The following is a 16,270-nucleotide window of genomic DNA, read 5'->3' on the forward strand; positions in this document are numbered from 1 at the left end:
CGCCCCCGACACACGCGAGGTACTTAACGTGGCTACAGCCGCACAATGGATCCAAGGCGCCCGGCTCCGGACGCTGCCCGCCGCGATTGCGCCGGTGCTGATCGGCTCCGCCGCAGCCTACGAGATGGGTTCGTTCCTCCTGTTCAACGCCATCCTCGCGGCGCTGGTGGCCCTCCTGCTCCAGGTGGGGGTGAACTTTGCCAACGACTACTCGGACGGCATCAGGGGGACCGATGATGACCGCGTGGGCCCGCTGCGCCTGGTGGGATCCGGGGCGGCCAGCCCTGAACACGTAAAGCGGGCGGCGTTCGGCGCGTTCGCGGCCGCCATGGTGTTTGGCCTGGTGCTGGTGGTGATCACCCAGAGCTGGTGGCTGATCCTTGTGGGGCTGGGCTGCGTCATGGCCGCCTGGGGCTACACCGGGGGCAAGAACCCCTACGGCTACATGGGCCTGGGCGACGTGTTCGTCTTTGTGTTCTTCGGGCTGGTGGCCACCCTGGGCACCACGTACACGCAGGCCGGACAGATCAACCTGCCCGCCATCATTGGCGCGATCGGCACCGGGCTGATCGCCACCGCCCTGCTCATGGCCAACAACGTCCGGGACATTCCCACGGACATGCAGGCCGGCAAGAAGACCCTGGCGGTCCGGCTGGGCGACAAGCACGCCCGCGAAAGCTATGTCCTGATGCTGGCCGTGGCCATCCTGCTGGTGGTGATCCTGGCTCCCGGCCGGCCGTGGATGCTGATTGTGCTGCTGCTGATTCCGGCCTGCCTGATGCCCGCATGGCTGATGATCAACGGGCGCAAGCGCAAGAGCCTCATCCCGGTCCTCAAGCAGACCGGCCTGATCAACCTCGGCTACAGCCTGCTGTTTTCACTGGGACTGGTGCTCAGCCGCGGTTTCTAGCCAACCCGCCTGGGGCGGGCAGGGTTACTGGCGCTCGCGGCCCTTCGCGTCATTGTTGATGGTAACGCCGGGGTTGGCGTCGAGCAGGGCATCCTCGGCGTGTGCGTCCTGGACTTCGCCGGCGGAGCGCAACGGCTTGGCTTTGCCGGAGAAACGGTGCTGCAGGGCCGCCGCGGCTTCGTCCCGCTGCTTCTGGAAAAACAGGTAGCTCACGGCGAAGGCGATCAGGGCCGCGCAGATAACGGACATGAAGGCACCCAGCCCCAGGAAGCTAAAGAGCACGAACAGGGGCGCGAAGAGAGCCAGGCGGATCAGGGAATATTTCAAAAAGGCCACTATTCAAGTTTAGCCGCCTCCCGCCCGCGGCCCCTGCGCCTCCTGACGATAGACTTAATGGCATGCTCCTCCGTGTGGCTTTGGCCGTCGCAATCCTCGCCATCTTCGTGTATGGCCTCGTCGACGTGATCCGAACCGACGGGCGCCTCACCCGCGGAATTTCCAAACCCGCCTGGATCGTGGTCATGATCGTCCTGCCGGTACTGGGCGCCATCCTCTGGCTCCTGATCGGCCGGCCGCGCGGTACTCCCCCGCAGCGGCAGGACTACCGCCACCCCACCGCCCCGGACGATGATCCGGACTTCCTCCGCAACCTGGAGGTCCGCCGCCGCCAGGAGGCGGAAGCCGCCCGCCTCAAGAAGCTCAAGGATGAGCTGGATGCCAAGGCAAAGGACGGCGACGGCGGGAAAGACAAGCACGAGACCGACGAACACGACAACGACGGATTGAAATAGTCCCACCCCGGAAGGGCACTCCCCCGGATGGTGCTCAGGCCGTTTGGCGCTGGCGGGAGAACGCTTCTGCCAGCACGCCCTCGCAGCTGCGGACCACAACCCGGCAGGCGTCCAGTGCCGGCCCGTCCGTCAGCGGGCTCTCCGCCACAGCGCGCCAGCGCAGCAGGTAGCGGCGGGCTTCATCAGCCATGTCCCCGGGCGCCGTATCCGCGTCCAGCCCCAGCCTCACGTGCGGCGCGGCGCCCCGGCCGCCGATCAGCCCCTCTGCTTCCGCCGCGAGTTCAGGGCTGAGCGGCACGCCCGTGGTCCGCAGGGCGGCCAGCAGGCGCAGTTCGCGGAACTCGTGGGCGTTGGCCTGCAGCCGCTCAAGGGCGGCAGCCAGGTGCGCGGTTCCCGGGCGGGGCGAGGTGCGCAGCAGGGCCTCCACCGCCACCAGTGCCGTGCGTGCCTTCAGCGCCCCGGCCCGGGCCTGGAACTGGCGGTCCAGCAGGTCCAGCAACGGGTCCAGGCCACTGCGGCGGGCAAGCTCGTGGGCCAGCGGGGTGGGTTCGTTGAATCCGTTGGAGACCAGGACCACAGCCAGCCGGATCCCGAACAGGCCAAACCGTGCCAGCAGCGAGGCCCTGGCCTCCGCCGTCAGCCCTTCCGGGATGGTGGACCGGAGGAACCTGTCGGCTGAGAGCAGTGATTTCTCGCGGTCGCCGCGGTCCAGGCTTGCCAGCAGCTGGAGGGCAGCGAATTCCTGCTGGCGCATGGTCCGTGCACCCTGGGCAAGGAGCCCTGCCACCGGAACGACGCCCAGGGCGAGTTTCCGGAGGTTGGGGTCATGGCGGTACCTTTCCGCGATTTCCCCGGCGGACAGCAGCGAATCGATGCGGCCGCCGCCCACCTCATCTGCCCTTGAAAGCACCGCGATTGCATTGACGGTACCCGAGCGTCCAGCTTCCGTGTCCCGGAAGGATTCGAGGAACCGCACATCCGCTGCGTGCATGTGGCGCATGAGGTAGATGATGGCGTCCGCTTCGGACTCTGTGTCCGCCGGGGCCAGGAAAGCGGCGGAGCGGGCAGATACCCCGCGGGAGAGCGAGGCGATGCCGGGGGTATCGATCAGGGTCATGCTCCGCAGCGCCGGCGACGGCCACTCCACCTCCAGCCGGTCCACGTCCCCCGCGTCCACGTCCCCCAGCACGAACACAAGGCGGCCGTCCACGCGTTTAAGCGGCAAGGTCCGGGGCTCGCCATCGGTGGGGTGGAGGGTAATGCGGGGAGTGTGCCCATGCCGGTACCAGGTGATGATCCGGGTGCACTCCCCCGTGTCGGTGGGCGCTATCTCCTCGCCGATGATCGCGTTCAGGAGCGTGGACTTCCCGGCCTTGACCATGCCCGCTACGGCTACCCGGAGTGGCTCCGCGAGCCTCCGTGCAATTACCTGGAGGGCGGCCGCACCGGCAGGATCATCCCCATAGGTCTTCAACGCCTCCTGGACCAGGCCCGCGGCTCCGGCAAGCGTGGAATTAGTCATCGCGGTCCGCCCGCAGGCATCATGGTGCCTGCGCTGGCTACTTCGGCGGCAACTGCCTGCGCGGCGCGGTGGAGCGCGTCCACCTTCTTGAGCTGGGCCTTGATGTCCCTGATGCGGGCGTCCTTTTCCAGGGCGTAGGCATTTGCTGCTTCCTGCGCAGCGGACACAGAATCGGCCAGGGAGCGGTGGTGTTCGTCCGCGATTTCCGTGAAGTGGTCGCGGATTGAACGCTGAACCAGCCGCAGCCGGTCCTTCAGTTGCTTGCCCACCTGGAAGGCAACGTCGTCGAGCTGCCGCCTCACGAGGGCCTTGGCCTCCCCCTGCCGGCGCTTGAGCCGTGCATCCTTGTCTTCCCGGTAGGCCTTGCGTCCCAGCAGGAACCCGGCACCCAGGGAGAACGGGTTAATCAGCGCCATGCCGAAGATGCCGGTGATGAGTCCAAACATCAGCACCCCGCCGTAGGAGCCACGCATGCCGATCAGCACCTTTTGCACCGGGTTGACGTGCCCGGCGTCCATCCCCGGCATCTCGTCCACGGGATCCAGCACGTCAGCGGAATGTGAAACCTGCATCACCGGCAACGGAACTTCGTCCGCGACGAAGTTGTCAGCCACCTGTCCGGCCAGCCACTGCGCCCGCTCACTGGTGAGGACGAAGGTGTCCGAGATGGCGGACGCGGCGGATGTCTCCAGCCACTTCGAAAAATCAGTCCAGGCCGGGCCCGGGTCCTCCTGGTCAATGGCGGCTTCAGCTTCCCGCTGGATGTGGCGGAGCCGGTTGCGGAGGTCGTATTCCATGTCGGCGATGAGGTCGCTGATGCCGTCGCTGAGGGTGACCTGCCAGCGTGCAGACCGTTTCCGCAGCTCGTCGGCCTCTGCCCTGGCCGCCTCCAGGTCCGCAAGCATCCGGGGCGTGCCGTCAGGGTTTTCAAGTGCCTCAAGCTCCGATTGCAGGGAGAGGCGGAGGTTCTCGGTGACGGCAAGCAGGTCCTGGCTGACAGCGCGACCCTGGAGCCGCTGGGCGCCTTCCACGATTCCGCTGCGGAGGTGGGCGATCAGGGCGGGGAAGCCGGATTCCTCATTCAGCCCGCTGTCCTGCAGGCGTGCTGCCTCGAGGCGGAGGTCCGAGGAAACGGGAAACAATGGAATATCCGCCGCTACCCTGCCGAGATGGGAGCGGTCCATCTCCTCCACCCGCCGCCATTCCGGGTAGAGGTCGGTCTTGGTCAGGACGCCCACGACGTTAGGGGTGATCCGCATGGCCTGCCGCAGGAAGCGCATCTCCGGTTCGGTGTATTCCTGGGAGGCGTCCGAAACCAGGAGCATCGCATCGGCGGTGGGCAGTGCCGTGAGGGTGGCCAGGGTGTGCGCCGACCCCAGGCCCCCGACGCCGGGCGAATCGATGACAATGAGCCCGCCTGACAGGATCCTGCGGGGCAGGCACACCTCGGCAGCCAGGAGTTTCTTGCTGTTCCCGGGATTTCCCTGCTCGGAAACGTAAGCCGCGAGGTCGGCGACGGGGATCGGCTGGCGGTCAATGGCATCGCCGGCGTCGGCCCCGGAGGTGGGAACCAGGATCGCGGCCGAGGCCGGATCCCCGTACCGGACAAGTGTGGGAACAGACGTGGCGACGTCGTCGTCGACAGGGCAGGCGGGCGCACCCACCAGTGCATTGATGAACTTGCTTTTGCCCTGCTTGAATTCGCCCACCACGATGACCCGGATACTGGGATCCCTGAGCCGCCCCAATGCAAGGTCCAGGCGTTTCCGGAGGTCATCCCGGCCTCCGGCGCCGACGAGCTCCAGTCCGTGCTCCACAAGCTGGGTAAGCTGGCCGGCCGTCACCGGAGTTGCTGGGTTTGCCGGTCCTGCTTCTGCCACAGCCTGTCCTCTGCACTACGCCTCAAAGATCGTTCCGGGACGATGGGCCGGCTGCTAGGCACCAAAGTCCATGGAGTCTGCCGCCTCCCCAGCGCCAGCGTCGTCGATGTCATTGCCGATGTCAATGGTGGCTGCCTCGTCCTCAGCGAACTGGAGCCCGGCGTGGGGGGCAGCGGCCTCTGCATCAACATCTATGTCAACGTATGGTTGGTGCTCATCGGAAAGGGGTGCACCGATGAGCGTGGCCGGGTGGCCGGCCTGGCCGGCGCTGACGGTCGCGGTGTCGCTGTCAGCGTCAAGGTCGAAGAAGCCGTCGATCCGGATATCAGCGAAACCCGTTCCGGCTCCCGCACTGATGGCGGGGTCGCCGAATTCCGGCACGGAGTCGTTGTCGAACCACTGCTCAACGTCGCCGTCCGCCCAGATGTTGAGGCCCTGGGATTGATCCGGGAGGGTGCCGCGGTCATCGGGCGTGGAGGAGTAGGAGTAGTTGGCCACCACGTGGGCCAGCTGCTCCACAGCTCGTCCGTGGTCGTCGGGCTCCCCCCCGCCGGCAAGGGGGTTTCCGCCGCCCCCGGCGTGCCCGGTACCGGCGCCGGTTCCGGAGTTGAAGTCCCGGTCGGCCGCGGAGGCCGTGACGCTGAGGGGGGCATAGTCCAGGACAACCGGCATGGCGGCATCGACATCGGCGGAGCTGACACCGGCAAGGCCGTGCTTCTCCAGGACGCCTTCGGGATCATCCAGGAAGCCCTGGGCCGCCTGGCGGTCAGCGAAGATGCCCATCAGGAACTGGACCACTTCCTTTGCGACTGTCATGTGCTGGTCCTCAGATCGTGTTCTGTGCGGTATGCGGGTCCTGATGCCTTGGATCAAAGGTATTGTTCCTGCCGGGAACCGGCATCGGGCCGGTCCCCCTTACCCGCGGTGCCCCCGGTGGGGAACCGCCGGCTTTCCCGTTAGGGGTGTTAGGGGGACTGGTCATGCGCCTGGCTTTCCGGGCCCAGCGCAAGACGCAGCTTGGCCATGAGGTCCGACCGGTTTTCCGCGCCGAGCCGTCGCCGCATCCGGGCAATGTGGTGCTCGGCGGTGCGCGGGGAGATGTAGATGGCTTCGCCAATTTCCCGGTAGGTTTTGCCGTCGAGCACCAGCCGGGCCACTTCCTTTTCCCGCTCGCTCAGCCCTGCGCCGTCTGGTTGCATGCCATTACCTGCCTCGGTGGGGGGAGCATTGCGGGACTCGGGTGACGCCGTCGTTCCCTGGCCCGCCGAATTGGCCTGCGGGTGGAGGTCCCGGGCGCAGGAGAGCAGGCGCACCATATCCTTGCGCTCGTCCGCCCGGGCTGCAGCGTGGCCGGCAAGCCGTGCCCCTTCCCAGGGCATGCCCACCAGCCCCAGGCCCCTGGCCGCCGCCTCGACGTCATCGGGACGGAACCTCTCGGCAAGAACCGTGACCCACGCTTTACCGGCCGCCGCGAGCACGGCCGCCAGGTGGCTTTGCCCTGCTGCCCGCGCGAGCGCCGCTGCGTGCGGTGCCAGGTCCGCGGGGCTTTCATTCAACAGGGCGGCCTGGACCGCTGCCCAGTGCAGCGGCACGGCCCACAGCGGCGGATTGCCCAGGCGCTCCAGCAGGTCCCATGCGTCATCGAGGTACGGGGCTACCCTGCGGCCCTCCCGAAGGCGGGCGGCAGCAATCATGAGTTCGCCCCATGGCAGGAGGCTGTACAGGTCCACGGCGGTGTGGAGCGTCGCTTCGCGCGCCCGTTCCCAGGCTTTGATGAGCTCGGGGAAATCGCCGTTGCGCCGGGCAAGGCCCACTTCGAGGGCCGAGCAGAGGAACTCGTCCCGCGGCACCAGCGGCCAGTGGTTCGCCTTGGAAGCCTCATTGATCGCCAGCCGGGCGTCCTCGAGCCTGTCCTGCATCATCGCTGACCATGCCTGCAGCAGGAAGAGCCGCGGTTTGGCTGTATCTCCTCCCTGGCCGGCGGCCGCCGCAGACCGGCAGATGGTTTCCGCCAGGTTCGGTTCTCCGCTGTGCAGCGCCACCAGTGCCGCCAGTGCCGCCGGAGTCTCCGGCAGGGGAAGCGCCGTACCTGCTGAATTGAGCAGGTCAGAGGCGTGGATCAGGATCTGGAGTCCCTGGTTCGGGTCTCCCGCCAGGGACTTGAGGATGCCTTTCCCGATGTGGGCAAGGGTGGCGGCAAGCAGCGTGGGGGACGCGGGCGGCGCGTCGGCACCGAAGATGTTTTCCGCCCCGGAACGGTCCCCGCATCCGATCAGGGTGACGGCGGCAAGGGGCGCGGAGTGGCCAACACGTGAGGGCCCCAGCCAACTGTAGACCTCGGCTCCGTGGGCCAGCATGCCCCGCTGGGCCCACACCGCCGCCGCCACGTCCGCGGCCCGGCGGACGTCCGGCGGATCGTCCTGCCCCAACAGGGTGTCCACAACGCGGGTGGCCGTATCAAGGTCCCCGTTGGCCGCCGCGGCCTGGGCCCGCCGGGCCGCTGTGGCCTTCTCGCCGGCGCCGGCCAGCAGGGCCTCGTCGTAGAGCTGGTACGCCAGGCCGGGATCGCGTTCAAGCGCCTTGTCCGCCGCCTTCTCCAGCTCAGTTGCAACGCGCGGATCGGCAAGTCCGGTGCGTGCCAGTTCCCGGGCAAGATCGCCCAGCGGCTGGCCGTTGGCCGTGTAGACGCCCACCAGTTCCCGCTGGAGCGCATGCACCTTGGTCGTAGGGGCGACCGAGAGCAGTGCGTGCCGGGCCGGTCCCACCACGGCACCGTCAGGAGTCAACAGGCCCGATGATTCTGCCCTGTGCACCAGGGCGTCAAGGCCCTCCGCCCCGTTTCCATCGATCTTGCGCTGCAGGTCCGAAGGCAGCGGTCCGGGCAGGGCAAAACCAACGGACAACGCCAGCAGCAGTTCCCGTACTGCCGCGTTCTCGCCGTTGAGCTGGCTTGCCATGAGTTCTGCACCCGGCAGCGAGGGCCCTTGATGGTTTGGCTCCGGATGGCGGAAAGCGGTGTTTTGGGTGTGCGGCTGGTAGCTGACCATGTCAGGCCGCCGGGCTGGTGGTGGTGGCGGTGTCCGTCGCCGTCTCCGTGCCGGACAAACCGGAGTCAAGGGACTCCTCCGCTGTGGACGTGAACCCGCTGGTTCCTGTAGGTGACGCCGATACCTGGACCGTCGGCGAAGGCGAAGCCGTGCGGTCCCGCAACTTCGAACCCTTCACCGGTTTGAGCCATCGGCCGGATTCGGTCGGGGTGGCCGTGTCCGTCGGCGTGGGCTCCGCCGTGCTGGAGTGGCGGGTAGGTTCCGGCGCGCTGGTATCCGTTGCAGACGGCGTCGGCGTTTCGGATTCGCCGCCGGATTCCGTGGGGGAAGGGCTTGCCGTGCCGGACTGATCGCCGGTATCCGTGGGGGACGGGCTTGTTGTTTCGCCAGTGGCCGGCGTCCCGGTGGACGTGGCTGTATCAGTCGGCTCACCAGTAGTCGCCGTATCCCCTGGCGCCGTGCTGCCGGTGCCGCCTGCCGCGGCAGCGCTGGTGGAGGGCCCTTCGGAGGCGCCCTTCTCGATGGCCCGGATGGACGCCACCTTCCCGTCCGCCAGAGGGCCGGGTGCCTGGGAGGCAGCGGCCCGCTGCATGCCCGAATCGCCGCCTGCCACCGGGATCTGGACATCTCCCGCGGCGCCTGCCCCGCTGCCGCCGCTGTTGCCGCCTCCTGCGGCCCCGGTGGCGGGGACTGCGGGCCGGTCGTTGGCAGCCCCGGCCGGCGGGACGAACACCGAGGTCAGGCTGTCGAATCCTGCCGGGCTTTGGGCGGCGGTGGCAGTAAGAACGGTCAAGAGGACGGCGGTGGCAGCCACGGCAGTAAGCCGTACCCGCGGTTTCGGGCCGTGTGCTCCGCCCTTGTCCCCCTGGCCCTGGCTGAGGGCTGCTGCCGCCAGGGAGCCCGGGGCAGGTGTGGGGCTCCGGGACCAGCTGGCCAGCCTCAGCGGCACCTGCGCACCTTCCGGGGCCCCGATGGGAACAACGTCACCGGAATCTTCAGCTGGCGTGGCCTCCGCCGCAGCAGCAATGGCCGCCCGTCCCAACACCGCGGACACCGCGGCGCCCAGGCAGATGGAGGACTTGGGGTCTGCGTCCACGGCGATGGGACGGTCAAGTTGTTCCGAGATCAACTGGGCAACAAGGGGAATCCGGGAGGATCCGCCAATCAGCAGCACGGCAGTGAGCTCCGCCGGCTCCAGCCCGAGCTGTCCCAGCGATTGCTCCAGGGCATCCACGGTGTCCCGGACGGCGTCCTCGATCAGGGACTCAAACTCGGGACGGACCAGGCGTATCTGCTGCTGGATCCCGGGCAGGAGCACGGAGATGTTGGCCTCGCTGTCGCTGGACAGCGCTTCTTTGGCTTCAACGCATTCCCGCCGCAGCCGGGAGAGTGCGGCGAGCACTCCGGGGGCGGCCGGGTCCAGCCCGGCCAGGGCGCCGTCGGTGTGGTCAGCCACATAGCGGAAAAGGGCGGCATCGAAATCGGCGCCGCCCATGTGTTCAAAGCCTTCCGGTTGCCCCAGCAGTTGAAACCGGTTGCTGGCCTCTTTGCGGAGGACAGCGGTATCGAAGGTTCCGCCGCCAAGATCGTAGACGGCAATGATGCTGCCGTCCTCCACCCGCACCTGCGACGCATAATGGAGGGCTGCCGCTTCCGGCTCCGTCAGGAGCGTGACGTTCCCTAGCCCCTTGGCGGCGAGGGCGTCCTTGATGAGGGACGTGCGGTGGAAGCCCCAGGCGGCGGGGTACGTGAGGATGATTTCCGACGGCGGCGCCCCCTGGCGTTCCTCCGCCCGGTCTGCCACCCAGCGGGCCATGGTTGCGAACACGTCCTCGGCGGCGAGGGACAGCGTGCCCACGGAGATCGGCACGGCGTCGCCCACCCGGCGCTTGAACTCCCGCACAACCTGCCCCGGGGAATCCAGGCCGCGGCGTTCGGCGGCTTCCCCTACCAGGACGGGCCCGTCGTCGGGGTAAAAAAGAACAGAGGGTACCGAGGTTCCACGCAGTCCCAGCGGCAGGCACTCGGGAGAAGAAGCTCCCTGGTCAAAACGGGCTATGGCAGCAGCTGTGAAGCTGGTTCCCACATCAACGGCGAGAACGTAGCTCATGGGTACCTCAGGAAAAACTGTTGTTCCGCCAGCAAACTTCATCACGGGCGCACGAAACCAAAGTAGCATTACCGGCTGACCGGGAACAGCCCTGTTGCTACATCGATTTTACAGATGTCCCCCTGCCCGCGGAGACCTTCCGGGTTCCCTGCTCAGAGGCCTGAATACGAGTGCAGCCCGTTGAAGAACTGGTTGACGATGGTGAAGTTGAAAACCACGCAGAGGTAGCCCACGATCGAAAGCCAGGCAGCCCGCGTGCCGGTCCAGCCACGCGTTGCGCGCGCGTGGAGATATCCGGCGTAGACAACCCAAATCACGAAGGTCCACACCTCTTTGGTGTCCCAGCCCCAGAACCGCCCCCAGGCCTTTTCTGCCCAGATGGCGCCGAACATGAGGGTGAACGTCCAGCCGATGAACGCGATGGCGTTAATGCGGTAGGACAGGTTCTCCAGGCTCAGCGCGGACGGCACCAGGCGCATGAAGCCAAGCTTGTCCGCACCGCCGGCGGCGGCCGTCTTCTGGCGGTGGGACTGGACCAGCTGCAGGGCGGACATCGCGAAGGTCAGGGTGAAGAGGGCGGAGGACAGCACTGCGATGGACACATGGATGATCAGCCAGTAGCTCTGGAGGGCGGGAACCAGGTGCCCCACGGGGGTCCAGTAGGCCACGGAGGCGGCCACCAGCATGATGATGGCCAGGCCCACCACGAACGTTCCCAGGAAGCGGAGGTCGCGGCGGACCAGCACCAGCAGGAACACCGCCACCGCCACGAACGCGCCGGTGGTGAGGAACTCGTACATGTTGCCCCAGGGCACCCGGCCGGCACCCAGTGCACGGGTCACCACGCCGGCGGCGTGGATCAGGGCGCCAAGGATGGTCAGGGCCACTGCCACCCGCGCGGGAGCGCGGCGTTCCGAGGAATAGCGCATGTCGGCGTCGGCGGTGATGACTCCCCCGGCACCCGCGCTTGAGGCCTTAGTGGTGGACGACGACGGCCGCTCGGCCCTGCCGGCCGGCCCGCCCAGGTGCGTCCCGGCGTCGGCACGGGAGCCTTCAGCTGACGCAGCGCGTTCCCCCACCCCGGCTGCCACCGGAATCCTGGACCCGTCCTGGGCCTTGGCTGCTTCCGAGGCCTGGGCCGCTTTGAGGTCGATCGCGCGGAGCGCCCTGCTGCTCTTGGCCAGATCCCAGGCAAAAGCGATGAACGCGATGGTGTACGTGCCGGCCGCCAGCAGCATAAAGAGCTCGCTGTACTGGCCCATGGTTTCGTTGATTCCGTACGGCATTACTGGTCCTTTTCGGGCCCGGTGGGGCCGGCTGGGGTGGTGACTGGGCCGGTGGTTGCGGCAGTTCGGGTGCTATTGTCCCCCGGGCTGCCGGGAGTTTCCTGTGAGGTCCGGGGCGGGTCCTGGCCGGGATCCAGCTGCCACTCCGTGGTCAGCAGCTTGCGGAGGGCTGCCGCTTCGCCGGCCAGCCGGTGGTCCTCGCCGCGGGCCAGGAGCCCGTACTCAACCATGGTCTGGCCGTCCTCGTGGGTGCCCGTACGGACCCACACGCGGCGGCGGTTGACGTAAAGCGACAGGACCAGGCCGGCCACTGCCAGCAGCGCGAAGATCAGGGCGTAGAGCTGGCCGGGATTGTGGTGGATGTCCACGCCGATGTACCGCTTGACGCCGTCGAAGCTGATGGTGCCCTTCCCGTCGGGGAGGGTATAGCTGGTCCCGGGAGAAAGGGTGATGCCGCCGGCGTCCAGGTTGCGGGCGTTCAGCGGGGTCAGGTCCTTGACGTCCAGTTCGAAGACGTTCTGCGGCGCTCCGTCGTCCAGGCCCAGGTCCCCGTAGTACGAGTTAAGGGTCAGCTGCGGGTTGAAGAGTTCCGGGTCGCCGCTGAAGGACACCCCTTCATCGCTGACGAACGCAGTGGGCAGGAAGAACCCGGCGAAACCGAGCTGGTCGGGCGCGGCGTCCGGGACCTTGATGACCACGGAGGAGTAGTAGTTGTCCCCCTGCAGCTTGGCCACCACGGGACCCTGCATGGCCACGTTGCCCGCGCCGTCCCGGATGGTCACCACCGGGGCGTAGCCGTTGCCGGTGAGGTAGATGCTGGTGCCGCCCAGGGTGACGGGATCGTTGACCTTGAGGGTTTCCTGCTGCGCCGGGGCGTCCGGGTTTTCCTTGGTGGTCACTGCGGCCGAGAAGTCGATGGGCTGGCCAAACTTGCCCTCGGACTCGCGGTCGAACGTGATGTCGAACTTGTCCAGCTGGATGGAGTAGGGCTGCAGCTGGCTGGACTGGAAATTGGTGCCGGGCGTGAACTGGTCATAGCCCACCAGGGTGTTCACGAAGGTGTCGCCCTCCACCAGGATCCGCTGGCCGCTGTAGCCGAACAGGCCGCCGATGGCCACGGACACCAGTACGCCAATGAGGGACGTGTGGAAGACAAGGTTGCCCACTTCCTTCAGGAAGCCGCGCTCGGCACCCAAAGACGGCCGCGCGCCGTCGTCGTCCCTGACCTCAACGCGGTAGCCGCGCTTCTTCAGCAGCCCGGCGGCGCTGTGGATGGCGTCCGACGCCGGGATCCCGGCGCCGGCGGGAATGACCAGTGTGCCGTACTCAGGAAGGCGGGAAAGCCGCTTGGGGGTGCGCGGCGGCTGGGACCGCATCGCCTTGTAGTGGGCGATGGCGCGGGGTACCACGCAGCCAATCAGGGAAATGAACAGCAGTAGGTAGATGGCGGAGAACCAGGCCGAGGAGTAGACGTCGTACAGCTGCAGGGTGTCCAGCAGCTTGCCGTAGTCCGGGTTGTCCTTGATGTATTGCGTGACCACCGACGGGTTTGCCGGACGCTGCGGGAACAGCGAGCCGGGAACGGCGGCAACAGCCAGGAGCAGCAGCAGGAAGAGCGCCGTGCGCATGCTGGTCAGCTGGGTCCAGGCCCAGCGCAGCATCTCCTTGGGGCCCAGGGCGGGCAGCGCGGCGTCGGCCTTGGCCTCTGAGACCTTGCCGGCGGCGGGGGTGGAGGGCTTTTTCTCTGCGTTCACGCGCTCGCTCATCAGATCGGCAACTTCACATCGGTTTGGAACCAGTACTGCAGCTCGGTCACCCAGGTGCCCCAGACGCCGCTGGCCATCAGCAGGCCCAGCACCACCAGGATGCCCCCGCCGGTGCGCTGGATGGCCAGCCGGTGCTTGCGGAAGAACGCCATCACGCCCATGCCGCGCCGGACCGCCAATGCGATCAGCAGGAAGGGAATGCCCAGGCCCAGGCTGTAGACGAAGGCCAGGAAGGCGCCCTTGGCAGCGGAGGATCCCCCGGAAAGGCTCAGCAGCTGCACGGCCGAGTAGGTGGGCCCGATGCAGGGGGCCCAGCCCAGCCCGAAGGTCAGGCCCAGCAGCGGCGCTCCCCAGAGCCCGGCCGGCGGCCTGGCCGAGATTTTGGCATCCCGCTGCAGCCAGCTGAAGCCGCCCATGAACACCACGCCCATGACAATGACCAGGATGCCCAGGAGCTGGGTGATCCAGGCGTTCTGGGAACCCGTGATGAGGGTCCCCAACTGGCCAAAAGCTCCGCCCAGGAGGACGAAAATGACCGAGAAGCCGAGGACGAACAGCCCGATCCCCACCAGCATCCGGCCGCGCTTCTGCTTCTGCAGGTCCACGCCGCTGAGTCCCGTGACATAGCCCAGATATCCGGGCACCAGGGGCAGCACGCACGGAGAAAGGAAGGAAACCAGTCCGGCCAGCAGGGCCACCGGGATGGCAAGCAGGAGCGAGCCGTTCAGGATGGCTTCGGCAAAGGGGCTGTTCACGGTCCGGACCACCGCTACTCTGCCACGGCGGCAGCGATGAGGGCCTTCAGGGTGCCTTTTTGGACTTCGCCCAGGACCCGGGAGGCCACCCGGCCCTGCTTATCCAGCACCAGGGTTGTGGGGACCGCGCCCGGCGGGACCAGGCCGGAAACCGCCAGGAGGACACCGCCGTCCTTGTCGTCAAAACTTGGGTAGGTCAGGTTGAAGGTCTTCTCGAAGGCCTCGGCGGTGGCTTTCTCGTCCCGCAGGTTGACGCCGAAGAACTGCACGCCCTGGTCCTTGAACTCCTGGTGCAGCTCTTCGAGGATGGGGGCCTCCACCCGGCACGGGGCGCAGGCGGCGAACCAGAAATTCAGCACCGTCACCCTGCCCTGGAAGTCGGCCGGCGCCACGGCTGTGCCGTTGAACAGCGTGCCGTTGACCTGGATGGCGGACTTTCGGTCCCCTGCGGCGAACTCCGTCACGGACCCATCGCCGGCAACATAGTTCTTGTTGTCCCCCGCCTTGGCCTGCTGCGCCAGGGCGTCCTCCTGGGCACAGCCGGACAGGCCCACGGTCACGGCGGCCAGGGCCAGGCCGCCGGCAGCCAGCAGGCCGCGGCGGGAAGTCACGAAATTACTGTCGGTCACAACTAGGCTCCAGGGGTGCTGGACGCACCCGGAAGAAGGGAAGCGGCCGGTTCGCTGTACTGCACGCGCAGGAGCGTGCCGGCGTCGTCGAACACCAGGGACGTGATGGACGTCAGGGTGCATTCGCGTTTCCGCGGGTCATGCCACAGCGGCTTGCCCTCGGCGCTGAGGCGGGTGGCCCAAATGGGGAGCTGGTGGCTGACCATGATGGCTTCGGGCCCGTCCGTTCCAAAGTCCCCGGCTGCCAGCTCGATGGCGCGCACCCGGGCGTCCTGGACAGCTTCCATGACACGGGACGCCTGGGTCTTGTAAGGCTCGCCCCAGGAGGGCCGCAGGGGGTTGACCAGCCGCGGCCAGTGCTTCGGACGGCGCAGCTCGGCCTTGGTGACCCTCATGCCCTCAAAGTAGTTCTCTGCCTCGATGATCCGCTCGTCCGTGTGGATCTGCAGCTTCAGGGCGTCCGAAGTCGGCCGGGCAGTTTCCTGCGCACGGTCCAGCGGCGAGGCGGCGAGGTAGGTGATCCGGGCCCCGCCGGCGGCGCGGCAGCTGAAGTGCTCGGCGAGCGTGCGCGCCATCTCCTGCCCCAGTTCGGAGAGGTGGAATTCGGGCAGCCGTCCGTAGAGAACGCCGTCGGGATTGTGGACCTCGCCGTGGCGGAGCAAATGGACAGTGGCTTGGGGCATGTTTACCAGTTTCTCAAAGATGGCGTGCGATCCGAAATCTCCCGGCGAAGCTTCTACAAAGAGTAGAACTGAAGTTTTTGAAGAAATGTTCCGAAGCCGGGAACAAAACATGCAAATGCATGTTTATACTGGATGCAGCAGTTAGTTGATACTTCAACAGATGAAGTTTCAACAGCATCCCCGACAGCACGCCTATCCAAGGAGCAATCACCATGGCACTTCCCGCAGACATCACCACCGGCACCTGGACCCTCGACAACTCACACAGCGAGATCGGCTTCACGGTCCGCCACGCAGGCATCAGCAAGGTCCGCGGACAGTTCACCGAAGCCGCCGCCACCCTGGACCTCCCCGAGGACGTCACCGGCGCCAGGATCAACGCCACCATCAACACCGCCAGCTTCGATTCAGGCGACGCCAACCGCGATGGACACGTCAAGGGCGAGGACTTCTTCGACGTGGAGAAGTTCCCCGAGATTTCCTTCGTCTCCAACGGCCTGGTGGCCAAGGGCAACAGCTACGAACTGACCGGCGACCTCACCATCAAGGGCGTCACCCGCCCCGTGACCCTGGACACCGAGTTCAACGGCGTGGCTGTTGATCCCTTCGGCAACACCCGGGCAGGCGTTTCCGCCGAGACCACCATCAGCCGCAAGGACTTCGGCCTGACCTGGAACGCCATCCTGGAGACCGGCGGCGTCCTGGTCAGCGACAAGGTTGCCATCAACCTCGAGCTCGCCTTCATCGCTCCCGCGGCATAATTCTTTCCCGCATTGGCACCCCGGCCCTGGACTCCCGCAGTCCGGCGCCGGGGTGCCGTCCTTTAAGGGCGCCGCTCTTCACCGCCAGCGCGCAGTACCGTCACGCCGCGGGTGTCCAGGGACGGGACTA

At 67.1% G+C, this 16,270-nt stretch carries 14 protein-coding genes; 3 read left to right on the forward strand and 11 right to left on the reverse strand.

Annotated elements, in window-relative coordinates; translation table 11 throughout:
* Positions 1–28: 28 nt before the first annotated feature.
* On the forward strand, positions 29–910 hold the full coding sequence (locus ABRP28_RS11215) for a 1,4-dihydroxy-2-naphthoate polyprenyltransferase (protein ID WP_231453909.1): 882 nt from the start codon (positions 29–31) through the stop codon (positions 908–910).
* 24 nt (positions 911–934) lie between these two features.
* On the opposite strand, the gene ABRP28_RS11220 is transcribed toward ABRP28_RS11215, so the two are convergent.
* Positions 935–1,246: a DUF4229 domain-containing protein gene (locus ABRP28_RS11220; protein ID WP_350002828.1), complete on the reverse strand. Its 312-nt coding sequence runs from the start codon at positions 1,244–1,246 to the stop codon at positions 935–937.
* 62 nt (positions 1,247–1,308) lie between these two features.
* Here ABRP28_RS11220 and ABRP28_RS11225 point away from each other — a divergent pair, with 62 nt between their 5' ends.
* Positions 1,309–1,701, forward strand: a complete 393-nt coding sequence (locus ABRP28_RS11225) for a PLD nuclease N-terminal domain-containing protein (RefSeq protein WP_350002830.1) — start codon at positions 1,309–1,311, stop codon at positions 1,699–1,701.
* Between the two features lie 34 nt (positions 1,702–1,735).
* Here ABRP28_RS11225 and ABRP28_RS11230 read toward each other — a convergent pair whose 3' ends face one another.
* The 10 genes from ABRP28_RS11230 to ABRP28_RS11275 all read right to left on the reverse strand — a co-directional run bounded on the left by ABRP28_RS11230 (position 1,736) and on the right by ABRP28_RS11275 (position 15,379).
* On the reverse strand, positions 1,736–3,223 hold the full coding sequence (locus tag ABRP28_RS11230) for a dynamin family protein (RefSeq protein ID WP_350002832.1): 1,488 nt from the start codon (positions 3,221–3,223) through the stop codon (positions 1,736–1,738).
* Entirely contained in the window at positions 3,220–5,103 is a 1,884-nt protein-coding gene (locus ABRP28_RS11235; RefSeq protein ID WP_350002834.1) for a dynamin family protein, read from the reverse strand. Before ABRP28_RS11235 ends, ABRP28_RS11230 begins: the two co-directional genes overlap by 4 nt.
* 54 nt (positions 5,104–5,157) lie before the next feature.
* Positions 5,158–5,919 (reverse strand): IniB N-terminal domain-containing protein, encoded by a 762-nt coding sequence (locus ABRP28_RS11240; RefSeq protein WP_350002836.1) that lies wholly within the window; start codon positions 5,917–5,919, stop codon positions 5,158–5,160.
* Positions 5,920–6,068: 149 nt separating this feature from the next.
* Positions 6,069–8,150, reverse strand: coding sequence for a LuxR C-terminal-related transcriptional regulator (locus tag ABRP28_RS11245; RefSeq protein WP_350002838.1), 2,082 nt, complete (start codon positions 8,148–8,150; stop codon positions 6,069–6,071).
* A gap of 1 nt (position 8,151) precedes the next feature.
* Positions 8,152–10,260, reverse strand: coding sequence for an Hsp70 family protein (locus tag ABRP28_RS11250; protein ID WP_350002840.1), 2,109 nt, complete (start codon positions 10,258–10,260; stop codon positions 8,152–8,154).
* A gap of 152 nt (positions 10,261–10,412) precedes the next feature.
* Positions 10,413–11,546 carry a c-type cytochrome biogenesis protein CcsB gene (gene ccsB / locus ABRP28_RS11255; RefSeq protein WP_350002842.1) on the reverse strand — a complete coding sequence of 378 codons (1,134 nt, stop codon included), beginning with the start codon at positions 11,544–11,546 and terminating at the stop codon, positions 10,413–10,415.
* A complete protein-coding gene (locus tag ABRP28_RS11260) occupies positions 11,546–13,312 on the reverse strand; it encodes a cytochrome c biogenesis protein ResB (RefSeq protein WP_350002844.1) in 1,767 nt (588 codons plus the stop codon). The genes ccsB and ABRP28_RS11260 overlap by 1 nt, the downstream gene beginning before the upstream one ends.
* A complete protein-coding gene (locus ABRP28_RS11265; protein ID WP_190613222.1) occupies positions 13,312–14,067 on the reverse strand; it encodes a cytochrome c biogenesis protein CcdA in 756 nt (251 codons plus the stop codon). Before ABRP28_RS11265 ends, ABRP28_RS11260 begins: the two co-directional genes overlap by 1 nt.
* 14 nt (positions 14,068–14,081) lie before the next feature.
* The gene (locus tag ABRP28_RS11270) at positions 14,082–14,696 is read right to left on the reverse strand and encodes a TlpA disulfide reductase family protein (protein ID WP_350002846.1); all 615 of its coding nucleotides are present in this window, start codon (positions 14,694–14,696) and stop codon (positions 14,082–14,084) included.
* A gap of 2 nt (positions 14,697–14,698) precedes the next feature.
* Entirely contained in the window at positions 14,699–15,379 is a 681-nt protein-coding gene (locus ABRP28_RS11275) for a histidine phosphatase family protein (RefSeq protein WP_350002848.1), read from the reverse strand.
* Positions 15,380–15,591: 212 nt separating this feature from the next.
* Between ABRP28_RS11275 and ABRP28_RS11280 the strand changes: the two genes are divergently transcribed.
* A complete protein-coding gene (locus tag ABRP28_RS11280) occupies positions 15,592–16,140 on the forward strand; it encodes a YceI family protein (RefSeq protein WP_350002851.1) in 549 nt (182 codons plus the stop codon).
* Positions 16,141–16,270 lie beyond the last annotated feature (130 nt).

Source organism: Pseudarthrobacter sp. WHRI 8279 (assembly GCF_040224115.2).
Classification (GTDB): domain Bacteria; phylum Actinomycetota; class Actinomycetes; order Actinomycetales; family Micrococcaceae; genus Arthrobacter.